Origin of the sequence: Pelomonas sp. KK5 (genome assembly GCF_001984095.1) — a bacterium.
Lineage (GTDB): Bacteria > Pseudomonadota > Gammaproteobacteria > Burkholderiales > Burkholderiaceae_C > KK5.
The window spans coordinates 1-13,460 of record NZ_LYVQ01000180.1 but is presented as its reverse complement, the minus strand read 5'-3'; the positions used below and the strand labels follow the sequence as shown (position 1 = coordinate 13,460).

The 13,460-nt window shown below is 69.6% G+C and carries 15 protein-coding genes; 6 read left to right on the top strand and 9 right to left on the bottom strand.

Annotated elements, in window-relative coordinates; all coding sequences use genetic code 11:
* From B0W88_RS23200 to B0W88_RS23180, 5 genes are all read left to right on the top strand, one after another.
* The coding region (locus B0W88_RS23200) for a hypothetical protein (RefSeq protein WP_077036994.1) at positions 1-1,563 on the top strand (1,563 nt) is incomplete at its 5' end.
* 6 nt (positions 1,564-1,569) lie between these two features.
* Positions 1,570-2,370 carry an efflux RND transporter periplasmic adaptor subunit gene (locus tag B0W88_RS23195; RefSeq protein ID WP_077036993.1) on the top strand — a complete coding sequence of 267 codons (801 nt, stop codon included), beginning with the start codon at positions 1,570-1,572 and terminating at the stop codon, positions 2,368-2,370.
* Positions 2,371-2,374: 4 nt separating this feature from the next.
* On the top strand, positions 2,375-2,938 hold the full coding sequence (gene greB, locus B0W88_RS23190) for a transcription elongation factor GreB (protein ID WP_077036992.1): 564 nt from the start codon (positions 2,375-2,377) through the stop codon (positions 2,936-2,938).
* A gap of 54 nt (positions 2,939-2,992) precedes the next feature.
* Positions 2,993-3,250, top strand: a complete 258-nt coding sequence (vapB, locus tag B0W88_RS23185) for a type II toxin-antitoxin system VapB family antitoxin (RefSeq protein ID WP_077036991.1) — start codon at positions 2,993-2,995, stop codon at positions 3,248-3,250.
* A complete protein-coding gene (locus B0W88_RS23180; protein ID WP_198937917.1) occupies positions 3,247-3,678 on the top strand; it encodes a type II toxin-antitoxin system VapC family toxin in 432 nt (143 codons plus the stop codon). Before vapB ends, B0W88_RS23180 begins: the two co-directional genes overlap by 4 nt.
* On the opposite strand, the gene B0W88_RS23175 is transcribed toward B0W88_RS23180, so the two are convergent.
* The 9 genes from B0W88_RS23175 to B0W88_RS23135 all read right to left on the bottom strand — a co-directional run bounded on the left by B0W88_RS23175 (position 3,679) and on the right by B0W88_RS23135 (position 12,418).
* Complete coding sequence (locus tag B0W88_RS23175; RefSeq protein WP_077036990.1) at positions 3,679-5,955, bottom strand: bifunctional (p)ppGpp synthetase/guanosine-3',5'-bis(diphosphate) 3'-pyrophosphohydrolase; 2,277 nt, start codon at positions 5,953-5,955, stop codon at positions 3,679-3,681.
* Positions 5,956-6,078: 123 nt separating this feature from the next.
* Positions 6,079-6,282, bottom strand: coding sequence for a DNA-directed RNA polymerase subunit omega (gene rpoZ / locus B0W88_RS23170; RefSeq protein ID WP_077036989.1), 204 nt, complete (start codon positions 6,280-6,282; stop codon positions 6,079-6,081).
* A gap of 15 nt (positions 6,283-6,297) precedes the next feature.
* A complete protein-coding gene (gene gmk / locus B0W88_RS23165) occupies positions 6,298-6,918 on the bottom strand; it encodes a guanylate kinase (protein ID WP_077036988.1) in 621 nt (206 codons plus the stop codon).
* Positions 6,919-6,956: 38 nt separating this feature from the next.
* Positions 6,957-7,826 (bottom strand): ABC transporter permease, encoded by an 870-nt coding sequence (locus B0W88_RS23160; RefSeq protein ID WP_077036987.1) that lies wholly within the window; start codon positions 7,824-7,826, stop codon positions 6,957-6,959.
* Positions 7,823-8,635: an ABC transporter ATP-binding protein gene (locus B0W88_RS23155; protein WP_077036986.1), complete on the bottom strand. Its 813-nt coding sequence runs from the start codon at positions 8,633-8,635 to the stop codon at positions 7,823-7,825. Before B0W88_RS23155 ends, B0W88_RS23160 begins: the two co-directional genes overlap by 4 nt.
* Positions 8,635-9,630, bottom strand: coding sequence for an ABC transporter substrate-binding protein (locus B0W88_RS23150; RefSeq protein ID WP_077036985.1), 996 nt, complete (start codon positions 9,628-9,630; stop codon positions 8,635-8,637). The genes B0W88_RS23155 and B0W88_RS23150 overlap by 1 nt, the downstream gene beginning before the upstream one ends.
* 2 nt (positions 9,631-9,632) lie before the next feature.
* Positions 9,633-10,535, bottom strand: coding sequence for a TauD/TfdA family dioxygenase (locus B0W88_RS23145; protein WP_083749004.1), 903 nt, complete (start codon positions 10,533-10,535; stop codon positions 9,633-9,635).
* 81 nt (positions 10,536-10,616) lie between these two features.
* Positions 10,617-11,498 carry a serine O-acetyltransferase EpsC gene (epsC, locus tag B0W88_RS23140; protein ID WP_077036984.1) on the bottom strand — a complete coding sequence of 294 codons (882 nt, stop codon included), beginning with the start codon at positions 11,496-11,498 and terminating at the stop codon, positions 10,617-10,619.
* Positions 11,499-11,614: 116 nt separating this feature from the next.
* Complete coding sequence (locus tag B0W88_RS23135; protein ID WP_077036983.1) at positions 11,615-12,418, bottom strand: SDR family oxidoreductase; 804 nt, start codon at positions 12,416-12,418, stop codon at positions 11,615-11,617.
* 126 nt (positions 12,419-12,544) lie between these two features.
* Here B0W88_RS23135 and B0W88_RS23130 point away from each other — a divergent pair.
* Positions 12,545-13,460, top strand: a 916-nt coding sequence (locus tag B0W88_RS23130) for a GlxA family transcriptional regulator (RefSeq protein WP_077036982.1), incomplete at its 3' end; no start/stop codon positions are given.

Sequence of the window (13,460 nt, the reverse complement as noted above, 5' to 3'; positions counted from 1 at the left end):
GGCCTCGCCGCAGCGATCGCCGGTGCCGCCGGCCTGCCCACCCACGTCGTCACCGTCAACGACTACCTGGCCCGCCGCGATGCCGAGCTGATGCAGCCGCTGTTCGGCTTCTTCGGCCTCACCGCCGGCGTCGTCTGGGCCACGCTGGGCGAGGCGGCCAAGCGCGAGGCCTACCAGCGGCCGATCACCTACTGCACCAACCAGAGCCTGGTGTTCGACTACCTGCGTGACCGCGTCTCCGCCGGTGGCCGCGTCAGCCCCGCGCAGATGCAGGCCCGGGCGCTGCATGGCCAGCTACCGCGACCGCTGCTGCTGCGCGGCCTGCACTTCGCCATCGTCGACGAGGCCGACTCGATCCTGATCGACGAGGCCCGCACGCCCTTGATCCTCTCGGAGCTGCACGGCGAGCCGCCCGACGATGCCGATTACCGCCAGGCGCTGGCCATCGCCGCCACGCTGAAGCAGGGCGAGCATTTCGGCATCGACGCGGCGCGGCGCAACCTCTACTTCGAGGCCGCCGGCATCCCGGCGGTGCGCGAGGCCACGGCAGGGCTGGGCGGCGTGTGGGCGGTGGCGCGGGGCCGCGAGCAACTGGTCGGTCAGGCGCTGCGCGCGCTGCACCTGTTCCACCGCGACCAGCATTACGTCGTCATCGAGGGCAAGGTGCAGATCGTCGACGAATACACCGGCCGGGTGCTCGACGGCCGCAGCTGGGAAGGCGGCCTGCACCAGATGATGGAGGCCAAGGAAGGCCTCGCGCTGACCGAGCCGGCGCGCACGCTGGCCCGCATCACCTTCCAGCGTTTCTTCTGCCGCTACCTGCGCCTGGCCGGCATGACCGGCACCGCGGCCGAGGTGGCGCCGGAGCTGAACGCGGTCTACCGCCTCGACGTGGTGCCGCTGCCCACGCACAAGCCGAGCAGGCGCGTCAGCGAGCCGCCGCGCCTGCTGCGCACGCAGGGGCTCAAGTGGGTGGCGGTGCGCGCGGCCGTGCTGGCGCAGCGGGAGGCCGGGCGGCCGGTGCTGGTGGGCACGCGTTCCGTGGCGGCTTCGGTGGTGCTGTCGGCGATGCTGGGGCCAGGTCTTGCCCACCGCGTGCTGAACGCGCGCCAGGACGAGGAAGAGGCGCAGACGGTGGCCGACGCCGGGCAGCCTGGCGCGCTGACGGTGGCCACCAATATGGCCGGCCGCGGGACGGACATCCATCTGGGCGAGGGCGTCGTCGAGCGCGGCGGCCTTGCGGTGCTGCTGACCGAGTTCCACGACTCGGCGCGCATCGACCGGCAACTGGTCGGGCGCGGCGCGCGCCAGGGCGACCCGGGCGTGGCGCGGGCCATCGTGGCGCTGGACGACGAGATCTTCACCGCCCATGCGGCGACCTTGCAGGCGCTGCTGACGCGCCTCTTCGCCGGCCGCGACGAACTGCCCGCCTGGGCTTCCGGGCTGCTGCGCCGCGCCGCGCAGCGCCATGCCGGCCGCCTGCACGCCGCGATGCGCCGCCGCACGCTGCGCGCCGATCGACAACTCGACAACCTGCTCGGCTTCGCCGGCAACCAGATCTAGACAGCCATGACGACCTTGCTGCTGCTGACCGCGCTGGCCTCTGCGGCCACGAACAACACCTTCGACTGCCTGATCGAACCGAACCAGCGCATCGACATCCGCAGCCCCGCCAACACGCTGATCGAGAAGGTGCTGGTGGATCGCGGCAGCATGGTGAAGGCCGGCGACGCCCTGGTGATCCTGGACGGCAGCGTCGAGCGCGAAGCCTATGCCCAGGCCCAGCAGCGCGCCGAGTCCGAGGCCGAGGTGCGCGTCGCCCGAGCCCGCGCCGACTACGCCTCCGACAAGCTGCGCCGCCGCGAGGACCTGCTGGCGCAGAACTACATCTCCTCGCAGGACCGCGACGACGCCGCCGCCGAGCTGCGCGTCGCCCAGGCCGAGCTGGCGCTGGCGATGGACAACCGCAAGATGGCCGGCACCGACATGCAGCGGCTCAATGCGGTACTGCGCCAGCGCACCTTGCGCGCGCCGTTCAGCGGCGTGGTGACCGAGCGCCTGCAGCAGCCGGGCGAACTGGCCTTCACCGGCGAGGGCTCGGCCAAGCCGATCCTGCGGCTGGCGCAGACCAACCCGCTGCGCGTGGAGGTGGTGCTGCCGGTGGCGATGATGGGCAAGGTCGGCATCGGCAAGCATGCGGAGGTGGTGCCCGAGGCGCCGCTGCAGGGCCGCTGGCAGGCGCAGGTGAAGGTGGTGGACCGGGTGTTCGACTCGGCCAGCGGCTCCTTCGGCGTGCGGCTGGAACTGGCGAACCCGAAGGGCGACATTCCGGCGGGGGTGCGCTGCAAGGTCAGCTTCCCCGGACAATGAGGGAATGAACAAGGCATTCACCAAGGAATCCGACGGCAACGACGACGACGACGAGATCGCGCTGCCGGCGCTGCCCCAGGGCACGCGCAACTACATGACGCCCGAGGGCTATGCCCGCCTGCGCGCCGAGTTCGTCGAGCTGATCGACGTCGAGCGACCCAAGATCGTCGAGATCGTCTCCTGGGCCGCCAAGAATGGCGACCGCAGCGAGAACGGTGACTACCTCTACGGCAAGAAGCGCCTGCGCGAGATCGACCGCCGCCTGCGCTTCCTCACCAAGCGCCTGGACATCGCCGAGGTGGCCGACCCGAGCATCCACCATGGCCGCGACCAGATCTTCTTCGGCGCGACGGTGACCTACGCGAACTCGAAGGGTGAGGAGCGCACGATCACGATCAAGGGCATCGACGAGAGCGACAGCCTGAAGGGCGAGGTCAGCTGGATCTCGCCGATCGCGCGAGTGCTCTTGAAGGCGCGCGAAGGCGACGAGCTGCAGCTGGTGACGCCGGTGGGCGTCGAGAAGATCGAGGTGATCGAGGTCAGCTACCCGGCGCCGAAGCCGGCCTGATTCGTTCGCGTACGTGGCTTGCCATATGGCATTGACTGCCATATGCTTTGATACATGGCAACGAAGCAGCCCTCCGATCCCCGCCCGACGGCCCGCGTGGGCTGGAACAACCGCTCGCAGACGGTGACGATGCCGCTCGACTTCCGCTTCCCGGAGTCGGTCCGCGAGGTGTTCATCCGCCGCGAGGGCGAGAGCGTCGTGCTGACGCCGCGGCCCAATGACTGGTCGGGCTTCTTCGCCTCGGGCCTGAAGGCGTCCGCCGACTTCATGGTCGACGCCGAGCGTCTACCCGTCCAGGAGCGCGCTTTTTGATCGCACCCGTCTACATGCTGGACACGGATACCTGCATCTTCCTGATGCGTGGCGAGTCTCCGGCGCTGGCGGTCAATGTGCAGGCGGTGCCCCTGCAGCAACAGGTCATGTCGGCGGTGACTCTCGCGGAACTGAGCTACGGCGTCCAGGCTTCCGCCGCTGCCAGGCGCAAGCAGAACCAGGCGGTGCTGGACAGCCTGATCCTGCACCTGGCGGTGTTGGACTGGCCGCAGGAGGCGGCCTCGCACTACGGCGAGATCCGGCTGGACCTGAAGAAGCGAGGCGCGCAACTCGGCGCCGCCGACCTGATGATCGCCGCGCATGCTCGCGCGATGGGGGCCATCGTCGTGACCAACAACACCAAGGATTTCGGCCGCGTCAGGGGCCTGCAGGCCGAGAACTGGACGAAGCCGGCGCCGAGATCATGATCAAGGCTTCACCCGTTTCGCCCGCTGCACGGCCGGCGAGCGATTCAGCGTGCGCAGCACGTCGGCCAGGTGCAGCCGGTCGCGCACCGACAGCACCAGGCTCATCTCGGCCGTCGTCGAGCCCTCGGGGGTCTCGTTCATGGAGATGTGCGTGATGTCCGCTTCCGCCGCGCTGACGGCCGAGGCCACCTGCGCCAGCACGCCCTTGCCGTTGTTGAGCATCACCGAGACCGCGGCTTCGAAGGGGCGGTTCAGCTCATCCGCCCAGCTGACGGCGATCCAGTGCTCGCTGTCGCGCTGGAACAGCCGGCGGCCGACCGAGCACTCGGCCGTGTGCACCACCAGCCCCTCGCCGCGGCCCAGGTAGCCCTTGATCTCGTCGCCCGGGATCGGCCGGCAGCAGGGCGCCAGGCGCACCGAGGCGCCCTCGCTGCCGTCGATGGTGACCTGGCCTTGCGCGGGCGCGGCGTCGTCGGTGGCGAAGCGGCCCATGCTGAGCATCACCGCGTCCGGCCGCTGGCCCTGCTCGGCCAGCATGCGGGCCAGCTTCTTGGCCACGATGGAGGCGATCTTGCGGCCCAGGCCCACCTCGACCAGCAACTCGTCCACATGGGCGGTGCCGGCCCAGCGGGCGAGCTGGTGCCAGAGCTGGGCGGCGTCGGCATCGTCGTCGTCGAGGCTGGGCAGGGCCAGGCCCTCGGCTCGCAGCGCCTGGGCCAGCATCTTCTGGCCGAGCCCGCGCGATTCGTCCTGCTCGAGGTTCTTCAGGAAGTGGCGGATCTTCGAGCGGGCGCGGCCGGTGCGCACGAAGCTGAGCCAGGCCGGATTGGGGCGGGCGCCGGGGGCGGTGATGACCTCGATCACGTCGCCGCTGTGCAGCTCGGTGCGCAGCGGCACCGGCTCGCCGTTGACCTGCGCGGCCACCGTGTGGTCGCCGACGTCCGAGTGGATCGCGTAGGCGAAGTCCACCGGCGTGGCGCCCTTGGGCAGGGCCATGATCTTGCTCTTGGGCGTGAAGACGTAGACGGCGTCGGGGAACAGGTCGATCTTGACGTGTTCCAAGAACTCGCTGGCGTCGCGCGTCTCGTCCTGGATGTCGATCAGCGACTGCAGCCAGTTGGCGCCCAGCTGCTGCGCACTTTGGGCGTTAGGACCGGTCTTGTACATCCAGTGGGCGGCCACGCCTTTCTCGGCCACCATGTGCATGTTCTCGGTGCGGATCTGGAACTCCACCGGCGTGCCCAGCGGGCTCACCAGCGTCGTGTGCAGCGACTGGTAGCCGTTGGGCTTGGGGATCGCGATGTAGTCCTTGAAGCGGCCCGGCTGCGGCTTGTAGAGCTGGTGCAGCACGCCCAGGCTCAGGTAGCAGGTGGGCATGTCGCCGACGATGATGCGGAAGCCGAAGATGTCGCTCACCTGCGCGAAGCTCAGGTGCTTGTCCTTCATCTTCTTGTAGATGGAGTAGAGCGTCTTCTCGCGGCCGTGGATCTCCACCGGCACCTGGAAGTCGCCGAAGGCCTTGCGCACCTCCAGCTCGATGCGCGAGACCAGGTCGCGCCGGTTGCCGCGCGCCTTGGCCACCGCCTTCTCCACCGCGGCATGGCGCCAGGGGTGCTTGAACTTGAAGGACAGCTCCTGCAGCTCGCGGTAGATCTGGTTCAGGCCCAGGCGGTGGGCGATCGGGGCGTAGATGTCCAGCGTCTCGCGGGCGATGCGGCGCTGCTTGATGGGCGCCATCGCGTCCATCGTGCGCATGTTGTGCAGGCGGTCGGCGAGCTTGATCAGGATCACGCGCACGTCGCGCGCCATCGCCAGCAGCATCTTGCGGAAGGACTCGGCCTGCGATTCCTCCTTGGTGGAGAACTGCAGCTTGTCCAGTTTCGTGAGGCCGTCGACCAGTTCGGCCGTCGGGGCGCCGAAGCGCTCGATCAGCTCGACCTTGGTGACGCCGCAGTCCTCGATCGTGTCGTGCAGCAGCGCGGCCATGATGGCCTGGGCGTCCAGCCGCCATTCGGCGCAGATGCCGGCCACCGCGATCGGATGCGTGATGTAGGGCAGGCCGCTGGTGCGCATCTGGCCCAGGTGGGCCTCATCGGCGAACTTGTAGGCCTCGCGGATGTGCTTGATGTCGGCCTTGGGCAGGTAGGCCAGCAGGTGGACCAGGGCGTCGAAGGAGGCGGCTTCGGCCATCGTCGGCTCGGGCGCAGCCGCACGCAGTCCGGGCAGGCCGGACAGGGCGGCGGGCAGGCGAGCAGCGGCGAACGAACGAAGTCCCATCCTCGGAAATTAACACAGGATCCGGGCGCCTCCGGGCGCTGGGGAATTGCCGGTGCGAGGCGTGATGCTTCGGCAAACGACAACGGGCACCCGAAGGTGCCCGTCAGCGGAGCGGTGCGGAACTTAGACCGGCACCTTGCGCAGCATCTCGACGCCGACTTCGCCGGCGGCGATCTCGCGCAGCGCGGTCACGCCGGGCTTGTTCTTGCTTTCGATCTTGGGCGTGTGGCCCTGGCTCAGCATGCGGGCGCGGTAGGTGGCGGCCAGGACCAGCTGGAAGCGGTTCGGGATCTTGGTCAGGCAGTCTTCGACGGTGATGCGGGCCATGGGTGTTTCTTCCAGTCAGGGTAGATCGAGAGCGCGGAACACGGCGGAGCGATTCCGGCGCTGAGCTGCGTATTTTAGCCTTTGTGCGTGGACGATGGATTTCAGGTCGAAAAGCGCGGTCTCGAACACCGCGTTGACGACCACGAAATCGAAGCCCGGCGCCTGCGCCACCTCGTGCCGCGCGGCCTCCATGCGCTTGGCGATGACCTCCGGCTCGGTGTCGCCGCGGCGCTGCAGGCGCTGGCGCAACTCGTCCCAGCTCGGCGGCAGGATGAAGATCAGCACCGCGTACGGGAAGATCTGCTTGATCTGCAGCGCGCCCTGGAAGTCGATCTCCAGCACCACGTCGTCGCCGTGGGCCAGCCGGGCCTCGATGGCGGCGCGGGAGGTGCCGTAGAGATTGCCGTGGACCTCGGCCCACTCGAAGAAGTCGCCGTGCTCGATCTTGGCCCGGAACTCGGGCTCGTCGATGAACCAGTACTCGCGGCCGTGCTGCTCCTGGCCGCGCGGCGCGCGGGTGGTGTGGGAGATCGACACGTCGAGCTTGGCGTCCAGCTCGAGCAGCGCCTTGACGAGGGAGGATTTGCCGGCGCCGCTGGGGGCGGCGACGACGAAGAGATTGCCTGGGTATTCCATGCGCCCCGATTATCGGGCAGTTCCGTCAACGACTTGTTTCAGCGCTTGGTGCCCCAGCGCCGCACCGTCAGCCGCTCCAGCGTGTCGAAGCCCAGCATCTCCACCAGCAGCCCGATCAGCACGACGCTGGCCAGGCCGGCGAACACCCGGTCGGTGTACAGCTCGTTGCGGTTCTGGAAGATGTACCAGCCCAGGCCCCCCTTGCCGGACGAGGCGCCGAAGAACAGCTCCGCCGCGATCAGCGTGCGCCAGGCGAAGGCCCAGCCGATGCGCAGGCCCGACAGGATCGCCGGCAGCGCCGAGGGCACCAGCACCAGCGCCACGTAGCGCAGGCCGCGCAGGCCGTAGTTGCGGCCGGCCATGCGCAGCGTCTCGGGCACCGATTCGAAGCCGGCGTAGGTGGCCAGCGATAGCGGCCACAGCACCGAATGCACCAGCACGAACAGCAGGCTCGCCTTGCCCAGGCCGAACCACAGCAGCGCCAGCGGCAGCAGCGCGATGGCCGGCAGCGGATTGAACATCGCGGTGAGCGTGGACAGCAGGTCGCGGCCGAAGCGGGTGGTGACCGCCAGCGCCGTCAGCGCGAAGGCCAGCAACGCGCCGAGCAGGTAGCCCTGCACCAGCAGCAGCAGCGAGAGGCCGGCCTTGGCGGGCAGTTCGCCGCTGAGCAGGTCGGTCCAGAAGGCGCGGGCGGCCTGCAGGAAGCTCGGCAGCAGCAGGTCGTTGTCGGCGATGCGGGCGGCGATCTCCCAGGCGGCGGCGAGCAGCAGGACGACGAAGGCCTTGCGCAGCGGCGCTAACTGCGAGAGTCGACGCCAGGGCGGCAGCGGGCGCTGGGCGGGCAACTCGCCGGCCGGCGCCAGCGGATGCTCGATCTCCGGGCGCAGTGGCGGAACGGCGACGGTCATCGCGCGGCCTCCTCGTCGAACAGCAGCCGGTGGATGCGCTGCGCCTGCGCCTGGAAGGCCGCGCTGCCGGTGTCTTCGAGCCCGAACTGGTGGGCGTTGAGTTCCGCCCGCACCCGGCCCGGATGCGGCGACAGCAGCAGGATGCGGTTGCCGACGACCAGGGCTTCCTCGATCGAATGGGTGACGAAGATCAGCGTGAAGGGCTGGTCGGCCCACAGCGCCAGCAGTTCCTGCTGCATGCGCCGGCGGGTCAGCGCGTCGAGCGCGGCGAAGGGCTCGTCCATCAGCAGCACGGTGGGCTGCATCGCCAGCGCGCGGGCGATGGCCACGCGCTGCTTCATGCCGCCGGAGAGCGTGTGCGGGTAGGCCCCTGCGAAGTCGGCCAGGCCGACCTTGGCGAGCAGGTGCAGCGCGCGCTCGCGGGCCTGGGCCTTCGGCAGACTGCGGGCGGCCAGCAGCGGGAACATCACATTGGCCAGCACCGTCTTCCACGGCGGGAGCTGGTCGAACTCCTGGAACACGACGACGCGGTCCGGCCCCGGCTCGCGCACCGCGGCGCCATCGAGCCGGATCTCGCCCTCGCGCGGCGCGACGAAGCCGCCGATCGCCTTCAGCAGCGAGGACTTGCCGCAGCCCGAGGGGCCCAGCAGCACGAAGCGGTCGCCGCGGTGCACGTCGAAACTGACGCGGTGCGTGGCGCGGACGATGCGCTCGGGTGTCGCATATTCGAGCGTGACGCCGTCGACCTGCAGCAGCGCGGGCGCCGCCGCGGCGGCGACGGCGATGCGTTCCTCTTCCTGGACGATCATCAGCTCGCTCCGGCGTTGTGGGCGTCGTCGAAGAAGTAGTCTTTCGCCGATGCCGGCTTGTTCCTGATCGCCCCGATCCGCTGCATGAACTGCGCGAGGCCCAGCGTGTTCTGCGGGGTCAGCTTGAACTCGACTTCGGGACTGGTGATGATGGACAGCAGCAGCTTGCGGTCGATGCCCGACTTGTTGGTGCGGACGAAGATGTCGGCCGCCTTCTCCGGGTTGGCGCGGATGAAGCGCGCAGCCTCGGCCAGCGCGTCGACAAAAGCCTTGTAGGTCTTCGGGTTCTCGCTGCGGAACTTCTCGGTGCCGTAGAGCACCGTGGCCGAGGCCGGGCCGCCGAGCACCTCGTAGCTCTTCAACACGATGTGGGCGCCGGGGTTGGCCGCCAGTTCCTGCTCCTGGAAGGGCGGGTTGCCGAAGTGGCCGGTGATCTCGGTGCCGCCCTTGCTGATCGCGGCGGTGGCCTCGGGGTGGGGCACGGCCACCTGGTGCTTGTCCAGCTTCGCGTACTGGGCATCGCCCCACAGCTTGGCCGAGGCGAGTTGCAGGATGCGCGCCTGCACCGACACGCCCACGGCCGGCAGCGCGATGCGGTCCTGCTCGCCGAAGTCGGCGATGGTCTTCACGCCCGGCCGGTTGCTGACGAGGTAGTAGGGGAAGTTGCCCAGCGAGGCGATGCCGCGGACGTTCTGCCGGCCCTGCGTGCGGTCCCAGATCGTCAGCAGCGGGCCGACGCCGGCGCCGGCCACGTCGATCGAGCCCGAGAGCAGCGCATCGTTGACGCTGGCGCCGCCCGAGAGCTTCACGAACTCGACCTGGATGTCGACGCCCTGCGCCTTGCCCTGCTTCTCGATCAACTGCTGGTCCTGCGCGACGTTGAGCAGCAGGTAGACGACGCCGAACTGCTCGGCGATGCGCAGCCGGCCTTCGGCCTGGGCGCTGGCGGCCAGCACCGCTGCGAGTGCTGCGAGGAGGATCTTCTTGGTCTTCATGGTCAGAACGGCGCGTCGCCTTCGATGGTGGTGCGGTTGAGGCGGCGGCGCATCTCGGGCGGGAAGCCGGTGGCCAGGTGCATCAGCGAGCGGTTGTCCCAGAAGACCATGTCCTGCGGCTGCCAGACGTGGCGGTAGAGGTGCTCGGGCCGGACGCTGTGGGCGAACAGCTGCGCCAGCAGCTCGCGGCTCTCGGCCTCGGGCAAGCCGACGATGCGGGTCGTGAAATGCTCGCTGACGAACAGCGCCTTGCGGCCGGTCTCCGGGTGCGTGCGCACGACCGGCTGGATGACCGGCTTCACCTCGGCGATCTGCGCCTCGCTGAGCTTGGGGCGCCAGGGGCTGCGCTGGCGCAGTTCCTCGTACTTGCAGAGATAGGAATGCTCGGCGCGCAGTCCCTCGACCGCGCGGCGCAGCGCCTCGGGCAGCGTCTCCCAGGCCAGGTGCATATTGGCGAACAGCGTGTCGCCGCCCTCGGCCGGCAACTCCTGCGCGTGCAGCATCGAGCCGAGGCTGGGCCTGTCCTTGTACGAGAGGTCCGAATGCCAGTAGACGCCGGCATCGCCGAGGCCGATCGGCTTGCCGTTCTCGTCGATGACGTTGGAGACCACCAGCACCTCCGGATGGCCCGGCAGCTGGAACTGGTGCAGCACATGGATTTGCAGCGGCCCGAAGCGGCGGCTGAACGCCACCTGCTGGGCCGGCGTGATCCGCTGCTCGCGGAACACCAGCACATGGTGCTTCAGGTGGGCCTGGTGGATGCGGCGGAAGTCGCTGTCGGCCAGCGGGCGGGCCAGGTCCAGGCCCAGCACCTCGGCGCCCAGCGGGGCCTTGTCGAAGGCATGGATGCGGATGTCCTGGAGTTCGGGGGCGGCGGGGCGGTCTCGTTGGAGCAGGGTAGTCATGGCGGTCAGTCTAGGAACGCCGTTAGCACGCGCCAACGAAGCAAAAGGCCTTTGCTTCTGCGCTTTCCGAATGAGGCCTTGCTACACCGCCTGGGCCTGCGTCACCTGGCTGCCCGGCGGCACGCTGCGCGTCAGCCAGACATTGCCGCCGATGGTCGAGCCGCGGCCCAGCGTGATGCGGCCGAGGATCGTCGCGCCGGCGTAGATCACCACGTCGTCCTCGACCACCGGATGCCGCGGCGCGCCCTTGCGGATCTGTCCCTGCTCGTCGGTCGGGAAGCTGCGCGCGCCCAGCGTCACCGCCTGGTAGATGCGCACCCGCTCGCCGATCACCGCGGTCTCGCCGATGACGACGCCGGTGCCGTGGTCGATGAACAGGCCCGGGCCGATCCGGGCGCCGGGGTGGATGTCGATGCCAGTGCGGGCATGGGCGCGCTCCGCCACGATGCGCGCCAGCAGCGGCACGCCCAGGCGGTAGAGCTGGTGCGCCAGCCGGTGGTGGATCATCGCCTCGATGCCGGGGTAGCAGAGCAGCACTTCGTCGACGCTGCGCGCGGCCGGGTCGCCCTGGTAGGCGGCCAGCACGTCGGTATCGAGCAGCCGGCGGATGCCGGGCAGGGCGCGGGCGAACTCGGCCACCAGCCCCTGCGCCTGCGCCGCCAGCGCGGCCTCGTCGGCCTGCGGATCCACGTAGCGCAGCTCCAGCAGCGCCTGCTGGCGCAGGGTCTGCAGCTGGGTGTCGAGCTGGTGGCCGATGTAGAAGTCCTCCACTTCGGCGCGCAGGTCCGGCGGGCCCAGGCGCAGCGGGAACAGCACGCCGCGCAGGCCGCAGACGACGGCCTCCAGCAGCTCGGCCGAGGGCAGCTCGCGCCCGCGCGGCTCGCGCAAGCGGTGGCGCTCGCGCCATTCGAGCCGGGCCTGGCGCAGGCCCGCGACGACGTTCTCCAGATCAGCGGCAGTCATGCCGCCAGTGTGGGCGCGCGACTCGCGCCGCCCAAGGAAGCGCTGCGCATATCCTTGTGCGCTTTGCGTTCTTGGACGGCGGGCGAAGCTGTTCCGCGACGCCCTGCGCGCCGCACTCAGTTCAAGCCGTAGCGCGCCGCCGGCCGGGCCTTCGACAGGTTCGGCGCCATCGCCAGGCGCGCGGCTTCGTAGGCGTCCAGTTGCGTCACGTCGGCCAGCGACGGGATCGTGTAGACCTCGCCCATGTCGAAGCCGGCCAGCGCGGCGTCCACGAGATCATCGCTCGTCATCACGATGTCGCCGGGCAGGTTGGAGACCGGCATGCCCGCGACGTCCCAGAACGGCGTGGCCGTCGCACCGGGCAGCACGGCCTGCACGCGCACGCCCTTGCCGGCGACCTCGTGCTGCAGCGACTGGGTCAGCGCGATGACGAAGGCCTTGCTCGCGCCGTAGACGCCGTTGAGCGTCTCGGGCGAGATGCCGACCACCGACGCGATCTGGATCACGGCGCCGGCGCCACGGGCCACGAAGGCCGGCACGGCGGCATAGGTCAGCCGGGTGAGGGCGGTGACGTTCAGGTCGATCAGGGCCTCCATGTCGTCGACCGGGGTCGAGAGCAGCGGCGCCACCGCGCCCACGCCGGCGTTGTTGACCAGCAGGGTGATCGAAGGGTCGCTCGCGAGCACCTGCTCGATGCTCAGCAGGTCGGCCTTGCGGTTCAGGTCGGCGACCAGGACGCTCACCTTGCGGCCGGTCTTCGCGCTGATCGACGAGGCCAGCGCCGACAGGCGTTCCTGGTTGCGCGCCACCAGGATCAGGTCATAGCCGCGGCGGGCGAGGCGGTCGGCATAGACGGCGCCGATGCCGGTCGATGCACCGGTGATCAGGGCGGTGCCGAGAGTCTTGTGGGAGGTCGTCATTTCTGCAGTCCTTCGTCCGGGAAAGGGCCCCGGCGTGAAGGGAATGTAGGTATGCTCATGGATGTCTTCAATGTCGTTGTTGCCACCTTTCAGGACACGCAACATCTGCTCTCGAAAGGGCACCCCATGATCAGGATCGGTATCGTCGTCAGCCCCGGGTTCGAGCTGATGAGCCTGGCGGTGAGCAGCGTGTTCGAGTTCGCCAACTATGAATCGGGGGAACCGCTGTACGAGGTGAGGATCGTGTCCGAGTTCGGCGGCCCGGTGGCGAATTCGCTCGGCATCTCGATCGAGACCCAGGCCCTGGGCCGGCGGGCCTTCGACACACTGATCGTGACCGGGCCGCCGGTGCCTGTGCCGGTGAGCGAGGGCGTGGCCGCCTACCTGGGCAGGGCGGCCGGGCGCATCCGGCGCATCGCCTCGATCTGCACCGGCGCCTTCGCACTGGCGCAGGCCGGCGTGCTGGACGGGCGGCGCGTGACGACGCACTGGCGATTCGCGCGCGAGATCTCGGATCAGTATCCCGGGGTGACGGTCGAGCCCGACCGCATCTACATCGCGGACGGCAACGTCTGGACCTCTGCGGGCATGACCGCGGGCCTCGATCTCGCGCTGGCCATGCTGGAAGCCGATCGCGGCGCCGCGATCGCACGCGAGGTGGCGCGCGCGCTGGTCATGTACCACCGGCGCGCCGGCGGCCAATCGCAGTTCTCGAGCCTGCTGGACGTCGCCCCCCGGTCCGACCGCATCCAGAAGGCCATGAGCCATGCGCGGCAGAACCTCCGCAACCCGCTGTCCGTGGAAGAGCTGGCCGACGCGGCCGGGCTCAGCCCGCGCCAGTTCAGCCGCCTCTTCCACGCGGAGACGGGGCGCACGCCCGCCAAGGCGGTCGAGAGCCTGCGCCTCGAAGCGGCGCGGCTGATGATGGAGGAGGGCAAGCACCCGGTCGAGCAGATCGCGATGGAGACGGGGTTCGCCGATCGCGAGCGGATGCGGCGTGCGTTCAACCGCGCGTTCGGGCAGCCGCCGCAGGCGATCAAGC

Bases quoted from the DNA above. Each gene is read 5' to 3' on its own strand.
- B0W88_RS23175 (WP_077036990.1), bottom strand. From the start codon at position 5,955: ATGGGACTTCGTTCGTTCGCCGCTGCTCGCCTGCCCGCCGCCCTGTCC.
- B0W88_RS23155 (WP_077036986.1), bottom strand. From the start codon at position 8,635: ATGATCGTCCAGGAAGAGGAACGCATCGCCGTCGCCGCCGCGGCGGCG.
- epsC (WP_077036984.1), bottom strand. From the start codon at position 11,498: ATGACTGCCGCTGATCTGGAGAACGTCGTCGCGGGCCTGCGCCAGGCC.
- B0W88_RS23145 (WP_083749004.1), bottom strand. From the start codon at position 10,535: ATGACTACCCTGCTCCAACGAGACCGCCCCGCCGCCCCCGAACTCCAG.
- gmk (WP_077036988.1), bottom strand. From the start codon at position 6,918: ATGGAATACCCAGGCAATCTCTTCGTCGTCGCCGCCCCCAGCGGCGCC.
- B0W88_RS23150 (WP_077036985.1), bottom strand. From the start codon at position 9,630: ATGAAGACCAAGAAGATCCTCCTCGCAGCACTCGCAGCGGTGCTGGCC.
- rpoZ (WP_077036989.1), bottom strand. From the start codon at position 6,282: ATGGCCCGCATCACCGTCGAAGACTGCCTGACCAAGATCCCGAACCGC.
- vapB (WP_077036991.1), top strand. From the start codon at position 2,993: ATGGCAACGAAGCAGCCCTCCGATCCCCGCCCGACGGCCCGCGTGGGC.
- B0W88_RS23195 (WP_077036993.1), top strand. From the start codon at position 1,570: ATGACGACCTTGCTGCTGCTGACCGCGCTGGCCTCTGCGGCCACGAAC.
- B0W88_RS23160 (WP_077036987.1), bottom strand. From the start codon at position 7,826: ATGACCGTCGCCGTTCCGCCACTGCGCCCGGAGATCGAGCATCCGCTG.
- B0W88_RS23135 (WP_077036983.1), bottom strand. From the start codon at position 12,418: ATGACGACCTCCCACAAGACTCTCGGCACCGCCCTGATCACCGGTGCA.
- greB (WP_077036992.1), top strand. From the start codon at position 2,375: ATGAACAAGGCATTCACCAAGGAATCCGACGGCAACGACGACGACGAC.